Annotated in this window: 14 protein-coding genes; 3 read left to right on the top strand and 11 right to left on the bottom strand. The window is 64.3% G+C overall.

The window, feature by feature from the left end:
- Positions 1-68 precede the first annotated feature (68 nt).
- Together OWC48_RS06435 and OWC48_RS06440 are read left to right on the top strand one after the other, a co-directional pair.
- A complete protein-coding gene (locus tag OWC48_RS06435; RefSeq protein WP_282519206.1) occupies positions 69-1,046 on the top strand; it encodes a LysR family transcriptional regulator in 978 nt (325 codons plus the stop codon).
- A 146-nt stretch (positions 1,047-1,192) separates the two neighbouring features.
- Positions 1,193-2,389 (top strand): Xaa-Pro peptidase family protein, encoded by a 1,197-nt coding sequence (locus OWC48_RS06440; protein WP_282519207.1) that lies wholly within the window; start codon positions 1,193-1,195, stop codon positions 2,387-2,389.
- 173 nt (positions 2,390-2,562) lie between these two features.
- Here OWC48_RS06440 and OWC48_RS06445 read toward each other — a convergent pair whose 3' ends face one another.
- From OWC48_RS06445 to OWC48_RS06485, 9 genes are all read right to left on the bottom strand, one after another.
- The gene (locus OWC48_RS06445) at positions 2,563-3,378 is read right to left on the bottom strand and encodes a hypothetical protein (RefSeq protein WP_282519208.1); all 816 of its coding nucleotides are present in this window, start codon (positions 3,376-3,378) and stop codon (positions 2,563-2,565) included.
- Between the two features lie 143 nt (positions 3,379-3,521).
- The gene (locus OWC48_RS06450; protein WP_282519209.1) at positions 3,522-4,262 is read right to left on the bottom strand and encodes an N-acetylmuramoyl-L-alanine amidase; all 741 of its coding nucleotides are present in this window, start codon (positions 4,260-4,262) and stop codon (positions 3,522-3,524) included.
- 37 nt (positions 4,263-4,299) lie between these two features.
- The gene (locus tag OWC48_RS06455; RefSeq protein ID WP_282519210.1) at positions 4,300-5,385 is read right to left on the bottom strand and encodes a hypothetical protein; all 1,086 of its coding nucleotides are present in this window, start codon (positions 5,383-5,385) and stop codon (positions 4,300-4,302) included.
- A gap of 131 nt (positions 5,386-5,516) precedes the next feature.
- Positions 5,517-6,809 carry a siderophore utilization protein FsrB gene (gene fsrB, locus OWC48_RS06460; RefSeq protein WP_282519211.1) on the bottom strand — a complete coding sequence of 431 codons (1,293 nt, stop codon included), beginning with the start codon at positions 6,807-6,809 and terminating at the stop codon, positions 5,517-5,519.
- Between the two features lie 59 nt (positions 6,810-6,868).
- Positions 6,869-8,863: a TonB-dependent siderophore receptor gene (locus tag OWC48_RS06465; RefSeq protein WP_282519583.1), complete on the bottom strand. Its 1,995-nt coding sequence runs from the start codon at positions 8,861-8,863 to the stop codon at positions 6,869-6,871.
- Between the two features lie 533 nt (positions 8,864-9,396).
- A complete protein-coding gene (locus OWC48_RS06470) occupies positions 9,397-10,803 on the bottom strand; it encodes a hypothetical protein (protein WP_282519212.1) in 1,407 nt (468 codons plus the stop codon).
- Between the two features lie 80 nt (positions 10,804-10,883).
- Entirely contained in the window at positions 10,884-11,342 is a 459-nt protein-coding gene (locus OWC48_RS06475; protein ID WP_282519213.1) for a hypothetical protein, read from the bottom strand.
- A 205-nt stretch (positions 11,343-11,547) separates the two neighbouring features.
- Entirely contained in the window at positions 11,548-13,548 is a 2,001-nt protein-coding gene (locus OWC48_RS06480) for a primary-amine oxidase (protein ID WP_282519214.1), read from the bottom strand.
- Between the two features lie 15 nt (positions 13,549-13,563).
- The gene (locus OWC48_RS06485; protein ID WP_282519215.1) at positions 13,564-14,760 is read right to left on the bottom strand and encodes a serine hydrolase; all 1,197 of its coding nucleotides are present in this window, start codon (positions 14,758-14,760) and stop codon (positions 13,564-13,566) included.
- A 177-nt stretch (positions 14,761-14,937) separates the two neighbouring features.
- Between OWC48_RS06485 and OWC48_RS06490 the strand changes: the two genes are divergently transcribed.
- Positions 14,938-15,927, top strand: a complete 990-nt coding sequence (locus OWC48_RS06490; RefSeq protein WP_282519216.1) for a helix-turn-helix domain-containing protein — start codon at positions 14,938-14,940, stop codon at positions 15,925-15,927.
- Between the two features lie 6 nt (positions 15,928-15,933).
- On the opposite strand, the gene OWC48_RS06495 is transcribed toward OWC48_RS06490, so the two are convergent.
- On the bottom strand, positions 15,934-16,599 hold the full coding sequence (locus tag OWC48_RS06495) for a methionine ABC transporter permease (protein WP_282519217.1): 666 nt from the start codon (positions 16,597-16,599) through the stop codon (positions 15,934-15,936).
- The gene (locus OWC48_RS06500; RefSeq protein WP_282519218.1) at positions 16,589-17,728 is read right to left on the bottom strand and encodes a methionine ABC transporter ATP-binding protein; all 1,140 of its coding nucleotides are present in this window, start codon (positions 17,726-17,728) and stop codon (positions 16,589-16,591) included. The genes OWC48_RS06495 and OWC48_RS06500 overlap by 11 nt, the downstream gene beginning before the upstream one ends.
- Positions 17,729-17,745 lie beyond the last annotated feature (17 nt).

Genomic DNA, 17,745 nt, shown 5'->3' on the forward strand with positions numbered 1-17,745 from the left:
TGGCCTTAACTGGGAAAGATCGCAGGTACGCAACGGGCGCGCGATCCGCCTGTGACGGTGTCCTGCACGTGGCTGTTTCCTTCAAGACCCTGGACCTGAACCTGCTCAAGGTCTTCGACGCCGTCATGGAGGAGCGCAGCGTGCTGCGGGCCAGCCAGAGGGTTGCCCTCAGTCAATCCGCCGTGAGCCATTCGCTCGCCCGGCTCCGCGAGATGCTGGAAGACGATTTGTTCGTGCGCACGGCGACCGGAATGCAGCCGACCGCGCGTGCGTTGACGATGGCGCCGCAGGTTCGCGAAGCCCTGCGATCTCTCGAGGCGGCGGTCGAGCAGCCGCGCTTCGTTCCGGCGGCCTCGACCAGACAGTTCACCTTGGCCGCCAACGACTTCACCACGATGGTGCTGGCGTCACCGCTCCTGAAGATACTTGGGCTTGAGGCGCCGGCGATCGACCTGATCATCAAGCCGGTGACACGGATCGACCTTGCCGAGCAGATCGACCTTGGTCGCATCGACGTTGCGATCGGTGTCTTCTCGGATCCGCCGAGCCGCTTCCGGACCTCGCTGCTGTTCGAATATGACGATGTGCTGATCGTGGGCGGAAAGCGCAAGCTCGGGCGGATCGATAACGCGGCTCTGGCGCGCATGCCGCTGGTCGTTGTCTCCTTCGGCGGCGAGCAGGAGGGAGCGATCGGAGGCTTCATCTCCGAGCGCGGCCTCGCCAGGCGATCGGAAATGTATGACCGCGCGGCGCTCGAACGGGCGCTGTCCGAAAGCGACCGGCCGCCGCGCATAGCTGTTTCGCTCCCGCATTTCCTTGCCCTGCCCGCCCTGCTCGCGGACTCCGAATTGGCGGCCATCGTTCCGCGTCCATTGGCGCGGGCGTTCGAACGCGCGCATGCCGTCACGACGTATGAACTGCCTTACGCCACAACCTCGGTAGAGGTCCGGCTGTTGTGGCACGAACGTATCGAGGGCGAGCCGGCGCATGACTGGCTTCACGATATTCTTCGGCGCGCGACCGAGGACCTCAGGCGTGGACCCTAGCTGGAGACGCTCGCAGTCCTGGTTCCATTTTTCATTGAGTGGTTCGGTTGGGGCGCGCGAATGGAGGTTGTGCTAGACTAGGCGTCGCAGTCCTGAAGAGGTCAACGATACAAGGCGGTCCCAACCGCCCGTCAAGGGAGCCCGTCATGCAGGAGAACGTCGCCCGCGCGACCACCTCGCGCGCCATTCCGTTCGACGCCGCCAAGCTCGACCGTCTTATGGAGGCCGCCGGCCTCGATGTGCTGGTCGTGACCTCCAAGCACAATGTGCAGTACCTGCTGGGCGCGGAGCGCGCGATCTTCTTCGACTACATGGACGCGATGGGCGTCAGCCGCTATTTGCCGGTGCTGGTCTATCCCAAGGGCGTACCTGATAAGGCGGTCTATATCGGTCATCGTCTGGAGACCCATCAACGCGCCGTGGCTCCGCCGTGGGTACCGCAGGTCCGGACCGAGTCCAACGGCTCGGTGGATGCGGTGACGCGGGCCGTGGGCCTGATCCGGGATGCCGGCGTGCCTTTGAAGCGGGTCGGGGTCGAGATGGCGTTCCTGCCGATGGATGCGGGCCGGGCGCTCAGTGACGCCCTGCCCGGCGCCGAGCTCAAGGACGCGCTGCTGGTGCTGGAGCGGCTTCGCGCGGTCAAATCGCCAGATGAACTGGCCAAGCTCAAGACTGCATCCGAACTGGTGATTGCGTCGATGCTGGAGGTGATCGCCGCGCACGGCCCGGGCACGACCAAGCAGCAATTGAGCGATGCACTGCGCGTCGCCGAGGCCAATCGCGGCCTGACCTTCGAATACTGCCTGCTCGCCTGCGGCAGCAGCCACAACAGGGCGCCGTCATCGCAGCGCTGGGAGCAAGGCGACGTGCTGTCGCTCGATTCCGGTGGCAATTATCACGGCTATATCGGCGACCTCGCCCGCATGGCCGTGCTGGGCGAGCCCGATGCGGAACTGAAAGACTGTCTGGCCGAGATCGAGGCCGTGCAGCGTGCCGCCTTCGCCGCGGTCCGGCCGGGCGCCATGGGCGGCGACATCTACGTCGCGGCCGAGCGGCAGCTTGCCCGGATCACGCAGCGCGACTGCACGGATTTTCTGGCCCACGGCATGGGTCTCGTCAGCCACGAGGCCCCTCGCCTGACCGCCAAGGGCCCGGTCCCCTACGACGACACCGACGCCCGCCTGCCGCTTCAACCCGGCATGGTGGTCTCGATCGAGACCACGATGAAGCATCCGAAGCGCGGCTTCATCAAGCTCGAGGACACGGTCGCGGTGACGGCGACGGGATATGAGATTTTTGGCGAGGGCGGCCGCGGGTGGAATTTGGGGGGCAGCAAGAGCTAGCCTGATGGCGTTGCAGGACCCTCATGGTGAGGAGCGCGGCACGCGCTCTCCGGACGATCCTTTGCATCGCCGGGCGAACCATGAAGGCCCGCCTCTCGCTGTGTGGCTATCCTTCGAGACGCGCTTTGCGGGCTCCTCAGGATGAGGTGCGGAGTCTGGAGCAAGCTGCGCAATTAATGCGCCAGTAGCATCTCCAACTGGCTCTGCGCCCTCTTCACCGCCGTCGCGTACCAGCTCTGGCTGGGCGCTTCCTTGGCGAAACATTTGGTGTAGGCGTCCATGGCATGGTCTTCCTTGGCCATGGCGTCCTCTGGAATCTTCCTGGCCATCATCTGCTTCCAGACTTTTTCGCAGGCCGGGATCTCAGCCGTCTTCACGGCGTCGGTTGCGGCGAGGAAGTAGACCTTGTCGCCCTGAATCGCGACGAGGTCGATTTCGTGCGGCGCGCCCTTCAGGTCGCCGTTGCCGCGGACGCCGAGCACAGCGACCGCGGCACTCGCGGATGCGGGCTTGGTGATCGGCAGCTCGGCATATTTGGCGAAGGCTGAGTCCTGGATCGCTTGATAGTAGAAGCGGTCCGACTTGAAGGCCGCGGCGATCTCCTGCGGCATGCCGTCCTCGCGATGCTCGTGCAGCCAGTGCTTGAGCAGACCTGTGGTGGTCACCACGGCCTGCATCTTGTCGCCTTCGGAGGCAAAGCCCAGACCGTCGAGATGGCCGAAGCCCGAGTCGCCCTTGAACAGCGTGTCGGCGTTCGACTTGCCTTCCGCCGGCAATCCCTTGATCGAGACCGCGCCCACCAGACCGCGCAGCGCGCCTGTCAGCTCCTTGAGCGCCGCGTCATGCTGCTTATAGGTCTCGTCATTCTCCTTGGCTTTGGAGAATTTTGCGATGTAGCGATCGCGCAAATCGAGATAGTGCTGCTCGGGGGCGGCCGCGTGTGCGGGCGTTGCGAAGACGAGCAGGCAGAGCAACGCAAGCGATCTCATTCAGTATCCACGGACTTAAGAGCAATCTCCAGTCTTTGTGCCGGTGCCGGGCGGGAAGGTTCATGGGCCGCACGGCGCCGCCTGCCGCCGCGGGCGCGGCATAAATCGAGACACGACCCGAGCGGTTTGACTTTGGCTCGGGGTCACCGAGCCCTTTGACTGCGCTTCCTGGCTCGCTTCGGAGCTGCCTTGCGCTTCTTGACGGCTTTGGCCTTCCTGGCTGCCTTTGCCTTTTTGGCGCGCCCTCCCCGTTTCGGCTTTGCAAGATCGGCGCGCGCGGCCATCTCGGGCAGCTCCGCTGTCTCCGCGACGATCTGGTGCGCGGCGTCGGCCGCAGGCACCGACATCACGATCTGGAGCTCGGCCGCGGTATATGCGGGATCCCAATGTGAGTTCGCGGGAACGTGGCAGTGCCCGTAATGGCCGCCGCGCGTCCGCCAGTTCTGTTCGTTGCGGTTGTGATGGCCGGGATCGTGGCCGCGATCGGGCGGATTGGGATAACCGTTCGGCCAGTCACCCGGCACATTGTGTGTGCTTTCGATCCATCGGCACAGCCGGCCGACATTCGTCAGGCTGGCCTGGCTCTTGGGTCTGCCGGCGAAGCCGACCAGCTCGAACTGGATCGCGGAGAACCGGTTGGTCTCGACCGTCCCAGGCGGGTGAGCCAATGCTCTTGCCGCGACCTCGGTGTCGAGATGCTGGTAGATGAACTGGTCATCGACAGTGAAGTGCGGGATGTCGTGCCCGTTGTCCTGATAGGTCGCGAACGCGCCCGCCGCAGTCGATCCTTCGGTGGTGTGATGGATAATCCTGAACGGTCCGGCGGTGTATTGACCCGCGCTCCACGGCAACGGCATCCATCGCGCGAAAGGACATCTGGCCATATGCTACCCCCGAGCTTTGCTTGATTGTCTTGGGCGATCACGCGCGCTTTTTGCTTTTCTTGCTTTTGCTCTTCTTGGCTCCCTTCCGCGCCGATGCCTTGCTCCGCCGTTTTGAAGGCGCCTTTTTCGCGGACTTCTTTTTCGCTGAAGTCTTCCTGGCTGACGCCCGCTTGGCCGAGCCTGCAGCCGTCTTGCGAGGCGTCGCCTTCTTCGCCTTCTTCGCCATCTTGGCTCGCCCGGCTTTGCGCGGCTTGGCCCGTCGCGCCCGCGTGGCACTCGCGGCCGGCGGCGGCGGCGCCATGCTCGTTGCTACGGCGGAAACCGCGGGCTCGGGCTGTTCGGTGCGGACGTTGGCGAGGGCCGTCTGCAGCGCCGCGTCCCAGGCCGCGAGGTCGAAATGTTGGGGGTCGTCGTGGTCGCCAACACCCAGGTCCAGCACGCAATGGAAGACCGGGACCATCCATGCGCCGCGCCGGACACCGGCGATGACATATTGCAGCGCGAGCCTTGCATATTGGACGGGCGTAAAGCCGGGTTGGGGCGAGTCCACGTCGCTCGGGCCGGGGCCCATGCGCGGCTGCACCAGCTCGTGATGCAGGAACAAGCCTTTGAAACGGACACTGGGCTTTTCGAACCGGGTCGCGCGCCATGGCGTACCGTAGTCCCGGTCCGTCAGTGTCTCGCCAAGACGCGTGATGTAGATGTGCGTCTTGCCGTCAGCAAGACCTGAAAGCTTGTTGCCGGACCAGGCGGCCGTGTTGATGAAGGCCGGATCGAAATCCTCTCCGGGGTCCAGTTTGAAGCTGGTGTCATGAATGACGAAATAGCGCGCGAGCGGTGCGGCCGGATTGTCGTCGTTCGCGTGGCAGACGCGATCCATCACCGAGCCGCCGACGGTGCTCTCGGCAATCCCGCGTGTCTGGAGGAACGATCTCACCTGCGCCTTGGTCACCCCCAGAGTGGCAGGATTGGCGAGCAGGCCGGACAGGACCGGCGGCAGATTGGCTTTGGCTTCGTCGACATTGCCGGCGCGCTTGACGGTGCGAAGCAGGCAGCGCGCCTGATCGATCGGCGATCCCTCGAACGTCAATTGAGTGGAGTCAAAGGGGCAAGGTGTGGTCATTATGCGCTCCCGGCGAATGATCACCTGCGCTGCCCGGCAGCGCTCACCCCCGCAACCTTACGGAAAGCCCTGGCGCGCTACAACTTTTATTTGAATTGGCAATAGGCTCGAAGCGGCGCCGCTGCGTGCCTCTACTCTGCCGGCGTGAGCTGCTGCCGGCTCAGGCGCATTGCCGCGGTCTCGCGCACCCGGACGCGGGCGCGGCGCTTGCGCCACCAGATCACGACGCCGGTGACCGACAGTGCCGCCACCACGAGGCCCATGATCGAAATCAGGATTCGCCCAAAGAGGCCAACGATGCGGCCCGAATGCAGCGGGAATTGCGCCTGCACGAAGATGTCGGCGGCGGTGCCGACCCAGGGCAGCCGCTCGCCGATCGGGCGGCCGTCTTCGCTGTCGTAATAGAGCTGCGCCGGCCCGACGCCGCCGGCGCCGTGATCGTCGCCGGGATGGAAGTAGGCGGCCGCGTAGACCCCATGGGCCGGGCCGTAATTGATCGAGCCGACCGGGACGGTCCACCCTCGCCCCTTGCCGTCAGCCGCCGCGCGCGCAGCGATGTCGGCGAAGGTGACCTTTGGCTCGATGGGATCGTCGAGATTGCGATAGGGCCGCTGCTCATAGGGCGTCGGCGTGTAGTTCGACACCATCTTCATCATCGGCGAGAACACCTCGAAATAGAGGTTCAGCGAGAACGCCGTGAAGGCGATGATGAACAGCACGCCCCAGGTCCACAGGCTGAAGGCGCGATGGATGTCGAAATTGATCCGGTAGGCGCTGCCCGATGCCTTGATGGTCCAGGCCGGCGCCCAGCGCGCCCAGAAGCCGCGTTCGAGCTGGCGCGCGACCTGGGGCGCCCGCGCGGCCTTGGCGCGCCGTCGCGAGGGCAGCGTCAGATAGAAGCCGACGAAGCAATCGATGGTCCAGATGATGGCGATCACGCCGAGCAGGCGCATGCCCCAGCGATCGCTGCCCCAGAATTCCGGAATGTGCATGGTGTAGTGGAGCTTGTAGAGGAACGAGACGAGGTTCTCGCGCGTCACCGGCCACACCGCACCCCAATAGCGCCGGCCGAGCTCGACGCCGGTGTTGGGATCGAGGAAGATCTGGTTGTAGTCGATCGCGAAGCGTTTTCCCGTCGCCGGATCGATCCGCGGCATCACGAAGAACCACAGCGAGTGCCCCTCCTCCGGCGTCATGAAGAGGTAGACGACGCGGGCGCGCGGATCGCGCTGCTCGATCATCTTCGCGAGCTCGATCGAGGGAATCGCCGGGCCTTTGCTGGTGACATCGAACAGGTGGTGATTCAGCACCTCGTCGATCTCATGATCCCAGGAGATGATCGCGCCGGTGATGCCGGAGAAGAACAGGAATCCGGCCGTGAGCAGTCCCGCCCAGCGATGCAGCCTGCCGAATATCGCTCTCATCGTCTCGACTCTCATCAAGCGGGTCCGGCTGCCATCGCCGGACCGTCCTCACATCGAACTCACCAACGGTAGGTCAGCTTGCCGATAGCCTTCCGTCCCTCCGCATAGAAGCAGCCGGACAGGCTGTAGCAGGCGGCGACATAGCGTGTGTCGGCGAGGTTGGTGACGTTCAGCGACAGGCGCCAATTGTCCCTGCTATAGGCGAGCAGCGCGTCCAGCACGGTGGACGATCCCACCTTGAACGTGTTGGCGTCGTCGCCCCAGGTCGCGCCGACATAACGGATGCCGCCGCCGAGCTGCAGGCCCGCCAGCGGCCCGTTCTGGAGCGTGTAGTCGCTCCACAGCGAGGCGCGGTTGAGCGGCACGGTGACCGGCGCCTTGCCGACGTTCACCGGATCCTGCGTGAGCATGGCATCGACATAGGCATAGGCGGCGCGCAGGTTCCAGCCGTCGGCGAGCGACATCGTGCCTTCGAGCTCGATGCCGCGGGATTTCACCTGACCTGTCTGTTCGGCAAAGTTGAGCGGAGGTGCGAACGTGACGACGTTGTCGCGCGTCAGGTCGAAGGCGGCGAAGGTGAACAGTGCATTCCAGCCGATCGGTTGGTACTTGACGCCGACCTCGTACTGGACGCCGGTTTCGGGATTGAGCATCTGTCCGGACCGACCGGTCGCGAGCACCGGCAGGAACGACTCGGAATAGCTGAAATAGGGTGCAACCCCGTTGTCGAAATTGTACATCACGGCGGCGCGGCCGGTGAAGGCCGAGGCGTCTTTCGCGACCGACTTATTGGAGGTGGGGAGATTGCTGTCGACCTGCGTCGTCACGAAATCCTGGCGGCCGCCGAGCTGGAACGACAGCCGGCCGAGCTTGATCTGATCCTGCGCATAGAGGCCGACCTGCGACTGCCTGACACCGGTGTTGTCGCTCATGGCACCGATGGTCCAGTCGTTGCTGTAGACCGGGTTGAAGACGTTGATCTCGGGGGCCGACGTCGTGACGCCAAAGGCGGTGTCGCGGAACGACGTGTTGCGATAGTCGATCCCGACCAGCGTGGTGTGGCCGAGGATGCCGGTGGTGAACTTGCCCTGGAGCTGATTATCCACCGCGAAGGAATTGATGTAGGAGTTGCTGTAGCTGCCGAAACGCGCGAGCTGCCCCGCGGCCTCGTTGGTGTAGCCTCCGCCGTAAAACACCTTTTCCTCGTTGTGCTGATAGGCGTAGCGCAGGTTCTGCCGGAACGTGATGTTGTCGGTGAAATTGTGCGAGAGCTGGTAGCCGGCGGTCGCGATCTCGGTGTTGAACGCGTTGAAGCTCGGCACGCCCGCGAAGAACGAGACCGGGATGGTGCGGCCGTTGTTCGGCCATACCGTGCCCGAGGCCGGCAGGAACTGGAGGCCCCACCCTGCCCGGTCCTTCTGGTAGTTGGCGAGGATCGTGATGGTGGTGTCCTCGTTCGGCTTGAACGTGACGGCGGGCGCGATGAAGACGCGGTTGTCCTTGGTGAAGTCGACCTGGGTCTCGCCGTCGCGGACGACGCCGGTCAGGCGCCACAGCACGGTGCCTTCCTTGTTGGCGGGGCCGCCCATGTCGAACTGGCCCTGATAGCGGTTGAAGCTGCCGCCGGAGATCGAGACTTCGCCGAATTGCTGCGCGGTCGGCAGCTTGGTGACGTAGTTGAGGATGCCGCCGGTGCCGCTGCCGCCATACATCGCCGAGGATGGTCCCTTGAGAACCTCCAGGCGTTCGGCACCGTAGGGATCGAGGCCGTTGAAATGCACGTAATTGCTGGATGGAATCCTGAGGCCGTCGACGTAGAGGCCCGACATCGTCGTGTCGAAGCCGCGGATCTGGAGGGCGCCGAAGCCGGTGTCCGAGCCGCCATTGACGTCGCCGCTGACGCCTGCGGTGTAGCGCAAGGCCTCGCCGATCGAGACCGCGCCCTGGTTCCTGACCTGGTCGGTGGTGACGACGGACACCGACTGCGGCGTTTCGATCAGCGGCGTGTCGGTCTTGGTGGCGGTGCCGCTCCGCGTCGCGACGAAGCCGCGCACCGGGCCATTGGCGCGTTCACCCGTGTCGCGATTCGCTGATGCCGATTGCGTCGGTATGGCTTGCTGCGCTGGAGAACGCCGGTTGGCGCGCGCAGCGCGTGTCGTCGCGGACCGCCGCGACGAGGCCGCCGCCGCGGGTCGGGCGCGTTGCGCCGGCGCTTCCACCGAGACCGTGGGAATTTGAGTCTGCGCCTGCAAGGACGCGAAGGGAACGCAGAGAGCGAATATGCTGACGGCGCCGAAGAAAAGCACCTGAAGCTGTCGAACACGCGCATTGGAGCGCGAACGAAGTTTGAAGTCTGACACGTCTATCGAGGCCCCACGCACAGCCGGCTTTGCCGGAATGATTTTTGGACTCTCGCCCTAACGCGGGGGCATCTTCAGTGCGAGAGACGCAGAGTTAGAATCTATCGAGACCGGGGAATAGATCGTGCGACCAATGCGCCCATATGCGCGTCGATGTGCGTCGCTGATTTCTGCGAGCGGTCGGATATGGAATGCTTCTAGAGTGAGAACATTCGCCGCTTGTCTGTTCAACCTTGCGCGGCGATCATCGTGTTGAGCGCTTTAACGCTCGGCGCAAACAGCACTGCGACGCCCTTGTAGCGGATAAATTGCTTCATCTGGAATGTCACGGAGGCGTCCCCCGCGAGCGGAACCTGGAACCGGGTCTCGGCCTTTGGATCTGCCCGGTTTCCGGTCAAGGCATCCTGCGCATTGGCTCCGTTCGGAAGGCTCATGTAGGCGTCGGCAAAGTCCGTCTGATGCATCCACCGCAGGATGGTATAGAATTGCTCGTTGATCCTGGCGAAGTAGAAAAGCCCCACGATGCCGCGGTCCTTGCCGTCGTCCTCCGCGCCCTCCAGATGAGGACCATAGGAAAATCCGCGGCGTATGACGCGCGGCGGCCCCTTGGGGAAACGAATCTGGTTGGCGAATTTCAGCGGATGATCGCGGCAATTGACAATGCGAATGTGAGCCCCGAGCGGGCATTTGACGCCGTCTGGATCGTCGCCATAGCCGAACGCATCGTTCAATTGCGGGGTCGACGGTGGTGCATCCGGAAAACGTGACAGCGGCGACCCGTGTCGCCAGCGCCCCATCATCTTGGCCGCGATCCATTCTTCGGCCAGTTCCGGGCCGACATGCGGCGCCGCCTGCGGTGCATTAGCCTTCAGGAATTTGTTGAAGGCCGCGACGTCCTGATAAAGCCACGACAGGCCGACGAACGATCCATCGCGCGCGAAGTCCTGCCATGGACCGGGCTTGAACGGTGCAGTGGGAAAATCGCTGTTCGGATAGCCGACGACGATCTCGCGACAATCGACGGCGTCGGAAGCCCTGGCAGCCGGCGCATCCTGCCAGTCAACATTCGGCGCGGTGATTCCATCGCGATAGCCAAAATGCAGGCGGCCGTCGGCCGGCCGACAGCCGGACAGCGCGCCGTCGTCCCAACTGTCGAGCGACAATTCCCGGACACCGAGGCCGGTCGCCGACTGCCGCACTTGCGCGAGGCAATCGGCTTTCTGCTCGGGCGTATCGAACCCGATGTGGATGGCGAGATCGATATCGCTCGACTTGAACTTGCCGTCCCACCATCCGGCCGGAGCGCTGGCGTCGAGGAAACCAAGCTGTGTCGCAATGCCGCCATCCGGCGCCTGCGCCGGGTCCACGAACGATACCTCGAACTGCTGCCGCCCCTGCGCGACGTCGAGGTCGGGGCGACCCGACATCAACGTCGCGATGCCGTTCCAACTGAACATGAAGTGGAACGCGGGACCATCGGCGTCCGGGCCCGCCCCCACCGCCGCCCGCGGTATCCATTGCTGCAAGAAGGACCTGGCACCGCCGGCGTCGCCAAACCTAAACAACAGAACCGCAAGTAGCGGCTTGGCCGAGCTTCGAGCGACGATCGCCTGCAAATTGCCGAGATCCACCATGGCGCCTGTCCTGCAATAACAGTCAGCCGATAGGCACCTCAAAGCCGGCCTATCCCGAAAGCGCAAATCCGCTCTGGAAGCTATTTCCCGAGCTTTGCCAGAATGTTTGCGACCGTCATGCCGTCGTAAGCCGAGAACAGCCAGCCGGATGTGTTACCACTGATGTCGGTTGAGCCGTCGGTGGCCGTGCCCAGCGAACGTGCGTTGTGTTTCTTCGAGAATTCGAAGAACGCATTGGGATCGTTGATGTCCAGGCCAGTCGTATCTGCCAGGGAAAATATCTCGGCAAATATCGGAGTGAGCGCTCGTCGGAAAAACTCCGTGTATTCCTGGTGCGTTCCCTCATACTCGGTGATGACTTGGATGTACTTGTCGTCGATGACGACGACCCGTGCGAAATGAACGATCCTGGACTGCTTCAACGCCGCCGCGATGGCGGGCTGAACCTTATCAGTGAAGATCGCCTCGAGGTTCCGCAGCTTTGCCAGGGTCTCGGCATCCTGCTTGATCGGCAGCGTGAGATTGAGTGCATGGGTCATGGGAAATCTCCTAAAGAAATACAACTTTAGGATGGTATCACTCCCGAAAGGAATTGGAAGCGATCTTTCGACCTGCGGCCAGCCGTCGCGCCGCGGGCCCTTCGAAAGGGGCAGCAATACTCCCCTGACAATTCGACCGCGAGCGCATGCGACCAGCGAACCAGCGCTGGTCGGCCTGCTGCGAACGTTGTGCCGCGCGACGAGTCTAAGCTTTACCCGCGTGGCAGCACGCGCCGGCGGCAGCATCCGTCGGGTCGCCCGCCAGCACGCTGCGGCTGTTGCGCTCCGGCGGAATGTCGCCGGCGGCATTGGCCGGAAAGAATCCGGTCGGCTTCAGCATGAAGCCGGCATATTCGACCGGCATGATCGGAAAATCCTCGGGCTTGCAGACATGAGTGTGGCCGAAGGAGTGCCACACCACGAGATCAGTATTCTCGATGTTGCGGTTCTGCGCGGCGTAGCGCGGCAGGCCGTCGCCGCCGGCATGGACATTGGGATAATCGCCGCTGGCGTATTTCTCGTCCTTGTCGAAAGCGGTGACCCAGACGTGCTTCGTCGCAAAGCCGCCGCGCTTGCGTACGTAGCTGCCCTCCTGCGCCAGCATCAGCGGGCTCGGATTGACGACCAGCTTGTAGGCCGGCGCGTTGCCGACGGAGTTGGTCTCGTTCGGATTGCTGATCTTCCAGAACCGTCCGGTCTCACCGTTGGCGATCGCCGCCGCGTCGCGCTCGCGCGATAGCACGCGCGTGGTCGTATCAAATGCGTTGCCGTGCGGATTATCCGCGCCCCAGGGCCTCGGCACGAAATCGTGCTGCGTGACGGTATTGCCGCCGCCATCGAGGTCCATGTGCAGGCGCACGTTGAAGAAATGCTGGTGCGTCGGCCCGCCGAGATTGTCGTCGACCATGCCGCCCCATTTGTACGTCTCGCCGGATGGCACGGCGGCGGTCTGGATGATGCCGGTGAGCTTGGTCTCGAGCTGGATCGTGCCGTCCTGGTACAGGTACCAGTAGAAGCCATAATCGTAATTGCCGACGGTGGCGAAGAACGAGATGACGAGGCGCCGCGAGCGGCGGACTTCGAACAGCCCGTTGCGGAATTCGTAGTGTTTCCAGGCAATTCCGTAGTCCTCTTCATGCATGCAGATAGCGTTCTGCATCACGAAAGGCGCGCCCTTGTTGTCGGCGGCCGGCACGTCGAAATAATGGATGTTGCCGAGGCAGTCGCAGCCGAGCTCGAGCGCGTTGGCGAGCATGCCGAGCCCGTATTCGCCGGCATCGAACGCCGACTTCCAGAAATGGTTGGCGGTCGGATCGGCATAGGGCACCACCATCTCGGTGACGCTGGCGCGATGGATCAGCGAGCGCTTGCGTACGCCGTCCTGGTAGGCGAGCTGGTGCAGCACCAAGCCCTCGCGCGGCGTGAAGCCGACGCGAAAACTCCATTTCTGCCAATCGACCTTCCAGCCATCGACCTTGAAACTCGCGCCCTCCGGCTGCTCGATATGCAGCGGCTTGATGTCGGTGCGCGGGTTTTTGACTTCATGCGCGCCGTAGTTCCGCTTCTTGCGCGGGATCGGCACGATCGGATCAGCGTCTGTGAGGTCGATGACCTTGCCACCGATCAGGTCGACCACGGCCACCACGCCCTCGATCGGATGGGCGTAGCCGTTATCCTGAATGTGCTCGCGGAAAAAACTGACGGCACGGACGATGCGGGCGCCGCGCTCGTACTCGAAATCGAAGAAGCCCGAGGAGAACGGATCAACCTGGACCAGCTCTATATCCTTGTCGGTCAACCCGCGCCGGTGCATCGCAGCGCGCCAGCCTGGATCGGCCTTCACCACGGCCTCGCACTTGAAGAATTCTTCCAGCATCACCGGCGGCTGCCCATAGGGCGCCTCGCGGTTCGGAATGACCTTGCGCGCGAGGATCTCATTGCGCGCGAGATCGACGATGTGCTCGATCGCCTCGCCCGTCGTCACGTCGAGCGTCAATGCGAAGGCGCGGCGCCCTGCTCCGCCCGCGGCCAATTCCTGCTTGGTCGGCTCCTCCAGCCGCACGGTCGGGAAGCGGCAGTTCTCCGGCGAGGTCGCGGCGGCACGAACCAGCGTGCAGGTGGCCGTGATCTCTTCGGCTGTCAGAGGATCGAGCGGATGAGGTGCTGCCGCTTGAATCGGTGATTTGGCTTTGACGGTATCGAGCATGATGATGACCAGAAATCAGCGCGGGGCGAGATGCGCGGTGATGGCGCGGAAGGCGGCGAGCCAGCGGTGGTCGAGCGGAACGTCCATCGCCTTCGGCTGCGTCGCGAGCTTGACGATGACGGTGTCGGTGGCTGCGTCGATATATAGCCACTGGCCGTGGATGCCGATCCCCGCGAGATCGTTCCGCGAGGGATCGATCGTGTACCATTTGCTGCGGTAGCGGGCGCCCGGGAAGATGTCGGCGAGATCGCCGTCGGTCCACGCCTGCGGATCGCCGTTCTCGTGGATGTCGTCGATCCACCAGCCCGGCACCACCTGCCGTCCCTCGACCACGCCGCGGCAGCGGATCATTTCGCCGAAGCGCAGCAGATCGCGCGCGGTGACGGAAAGCCCGCCGGCGATGCGGCCCATGCCGTGGCTGTCGAGAGTGAGGGAGCCATCCTCCTCGGCGCCCATCGGCTGCCAGAGATAATCGGAGAGGATGCGATGGTAAGGCATGCCGCAGGCGCGCTCATAGACCCAGCCGAGCACTTCCGTGTTGGTCGAGACGTAGTGGAACACCTTGCCATGCGGCTTTCCCGTTCCGCGCAGCGTGGTGAGATAGGCGCGCTGATGCCCGGCCTCGACGCCCGGCGGCGGCACGTCCCAGCCCGAGGAGAAACGATAGCGTGCGACGTCGCCGGCCGGATCCTCGTAGTCCTCCTCGAACTTGATCGCGACCGCCATGTCGAGGACGTTGCGGACGGTACAGCTGCCATAGACCGAATTCTCCAGCTCCGGCACGTAGCGCACCACCCTCGCCTCGGGATCGAGCAGGCCGCGCTCGGCCAGCACGCCGCCGAGCGTGCCGGCGATCGACTTGCTGATGGAGCAGATCAGATGCGGCGTGGTCGCGCTCATGCCGTCGCCGTACCATTCGTGAATCAGCGTGCCCCGGTGCATCACGAGCAGCACATCGGAAAAGGTCTCGCGCAGCGTTGCCTCGATCGTGGTCGGCTTGCCGTCCGGCGCCCTGAACGCGAGTTTTGTGAGTTCGCGCGGCGAGCTCGGCATCGGCGACGGACGGGCCGAGCGGCGGACTTCCGCGGTCGGCAGCACTTCGCGGGTGTGGGTGAAGCCCCAGCGGATGGCGGGAAAGCTGCGCCAGTTGCCGCGCGTCACCTGGGCCTCGGGTGCAGGCGGGCTGCCGCGCATGATGTCCGTCGGTCGCATCTCGATCCTCCGCAAGGCCATCCCGACTGCGATGTCGGATCGGCAAGGGAGAGACTGCACACGGGCCGCATCGGGCGTTATCGAGATCCGGCAATATTTTGCTGGACAGCGGCCATGGCCGTGTCAGTCTGGCGTGGTTTTTGCTAGCTCTGGGCTACAAAATTTCGACATGCTGTCATGGGCTTAAGCGCAACTCTTCCGATTCAAGACTCGGCTGCAAACCTGTTTCAGGCGAGCAGTACCGACGTCGACGAGCATTGCTCCGCGCTCGGTCGCTGGCGGCTGAGCTACGACCAGATCAGCGCCGGCGCCTTCCGCGGCAGCTTCACGCAACTCTCTTTGCCCCGCCTCGAAGTCTTCCGTGAGATCACCAGCCAGCAGGTGCGCCAATACGGCCAGCTCGGTGCCGACAGCTTTGGCATCGGCCTGCCCTGGCACGGCGGCGGCGAGGTCAATTGCAATGGCGCCAGTGTTGCGGGCTCCCAGGTCATCGCCAGCATCGACGCCGAGATTGACATGTGTACGCCGAAGGCCTTCGAGCTGCGCGGTGTCGTCGCCAGCGTGGCGCTGATCGCGGAGCTTGCGGCCCGGCTCGATATCGAATTGCCGCGCGCGGTCTGGCACCAGTTGCGGGTGATTGAGATGGCGGAGGCGCCGGTCGCGCGGCTGCGCGCCCATCTCGCCGCCATTCACGAGACCATCACGGCCGCACCCGAACGGTTCGACGATCCGGCCGCGCGGCAGGCGCTGGAGGACGCCCTCCTCGTCGAGATCATGGACATGCTGCCGACGGGCCAGCCCAGCGATCCCGGCCGCAGCGCAGCGGCGCGCAAGCGCACCGTGGATCGCGCCCGCGAGCTGATGCATGGCAGCGGCGATCGCTCGCTGTCGCTGCTGGAGGTCTGCAAGGCGGTCGGTGCGAGCCCGCGCAAGCTCGGCTATTGCTTCCAGGAAGTCGTGGGTACGAGCCCGATGCACTATTGGCGCGCGATGCGGCTAAACCGGGTGCGCCGGGATCTGAAGCGCGCCGGCGGCGCCGAAACCTCGGTTTACGACGTCGCCGTGCAATACGGCTTCTGGCACTTCAGCCAGTTCTCACTCGACTACAAGCGCCACTTCTCCGAACTGCCCTCGGAGACGCTGCGGCGCGCGAGGCTAGCGGCCTGACCTGTATCAGCGCTGCCGTAGCCGGCGGTTGACCCGGCGTGCGAGATAATCGCCCGCGCTCTGGACCAGCTGCACCAGCGCGATCAGCACGACGACGACGGCGAGCATCATCTCCGGCATGAAACGCTGATAGCCGTAGCGGATGCCGAGATCGCCGAGCCCGCCGCCGCCGACGGCGCCGACCATGGCGGAGTAGCCGAGCAGGCTGACCACGGCGAGCGTCAGTGCCAGCAGCAGTCCCGGCAGCGCTTCGGGGATCAGCACCTTGAGCACGATCTGGATCGGCGAGGCCCCGAACGACGACGCAGTCTCGATCAGGCCGCCATCGACCTCACGAATTGCAGCTTCAACGAGGCGCGCGATGAACGGCGTCGACGCGATGACCAGCGGCACGATTGCGGCGGTCGAGCCGATCGAGGTGCCGGCAATCAGCCGGGTGAACGGGATGATCGCGACAACCAGGATGATGAAGGGCGTGGAGCGCGTCGCATTGACGACGATGCCGAGCACGCGATTGATTGCGGGAGCCGCGAACAGCTCCCTTTTTCGGCTGGTCGCAAGGAAGACGCCGAGCGGCAGGCCGAAGGCGGTGCCGAGCAGCGCCGCGATTCCGACCATATACAGGCTTTCGCCGGTCGCCTGGATGATCAAGTTGATGAGTTCAGGCGACATAGCCGAGACGCTCCGCCGAGAGTTGATATTGAGAGAGCCAGGCGAGCGTGCGCGTCACCGCGTCCTCGCCACCCGGAATACCGAGTGTCAGTGAGCCCACATGCTGGCCGCCGATCTCGTCGATGCGGGCCGACAGCAGCGCCATGTCGAGGCCGAGCTCGCGGGCGAGCCGCGCTACCACCGTGTCGCCGGCCCCTGCCCCGCGCACCTGGACGCGGATCACGGCCTGTCCGCCGGCAGTCGGCTCCGAGACGATCCGGCTTGCCAGCGAGACCGGCAGGCTGTCGCCGATGACTTCCGCGAGGAAGGACTGCGTGATCGGATGCTTGGGATGAGTGAAGATGTCGGCGACATGGCCGCTCTCGACGACATGGCCGGCGTCGAGCACCACGACTTCCTTGGCGAGCTGCCGCACCACGGACATTTCGTGGGTGATCAGTACGATGGTCACCCCGAGCTCGCGGTTGATGTTGGCGAGCAGATCGAGGATCGCGCGCGTGGTCTGCGGGTCGAGCGCCGAGGTCGCCTCGTCCGACAGCAGCACGCTCGGCCGCGTCGCCAGCGCACGGGCAATGCCGACGCGCTGCTTCTGGCCACCCGAGAGTTCGGAAGGATAGCGGTCGTGCTTGTCGGCGATGCCGACCAGCGCCAGCAAGTCGGCGACGCGGGCCTTGATGTCGGCCTTGGCCCAGCCGGCGATCTCGAGCGGCAGCGCGATGTTGTCGGCCGCCGTGCGCGACGACAGCAGGTTGAAATGCTGGAAGATCATCCCGATCGAGCGTTGCGCCAGCCGCAATTCGCGCCCTGCCAGCACCGAGATATCGCTGTCATCGACGATCACGCGGCCCGTGGTCGGCTTCTCAAGCCCGTTGATCAGCCGGACCAGGCTCGACTTGCCGGCGCCGGAGCGGCCGATGACGCCGGTGATCGAGCCGCGCGCAATCGCGAAGTCGATGTCTTGCAGCGCGTTGACGCCGGGCTTGCCGCGATAGGCCGGATAGATCTTCGAGACGCCCTCGAAACGGACCATCGCGTCAGCGTTCCGGGCGGCCGGTGAAATCGCTTCAAGCCTGTCGATCTTCTGTCCGATCGCGAGCGATTGGTGGGCGTTCATGGAGGCGGCCTTCATGCACAACGGTTCCTGTT

This window comes from Bradyrhizobium sp. Arg816 (genome assembly GCF_029989365.1).
Taxonomy (GTDB): Bacteria; Pseudomonadota; Alphaproteobacteria; order Rhizobiales; family Xanthobacteraceae; genus Bradyrhizobium.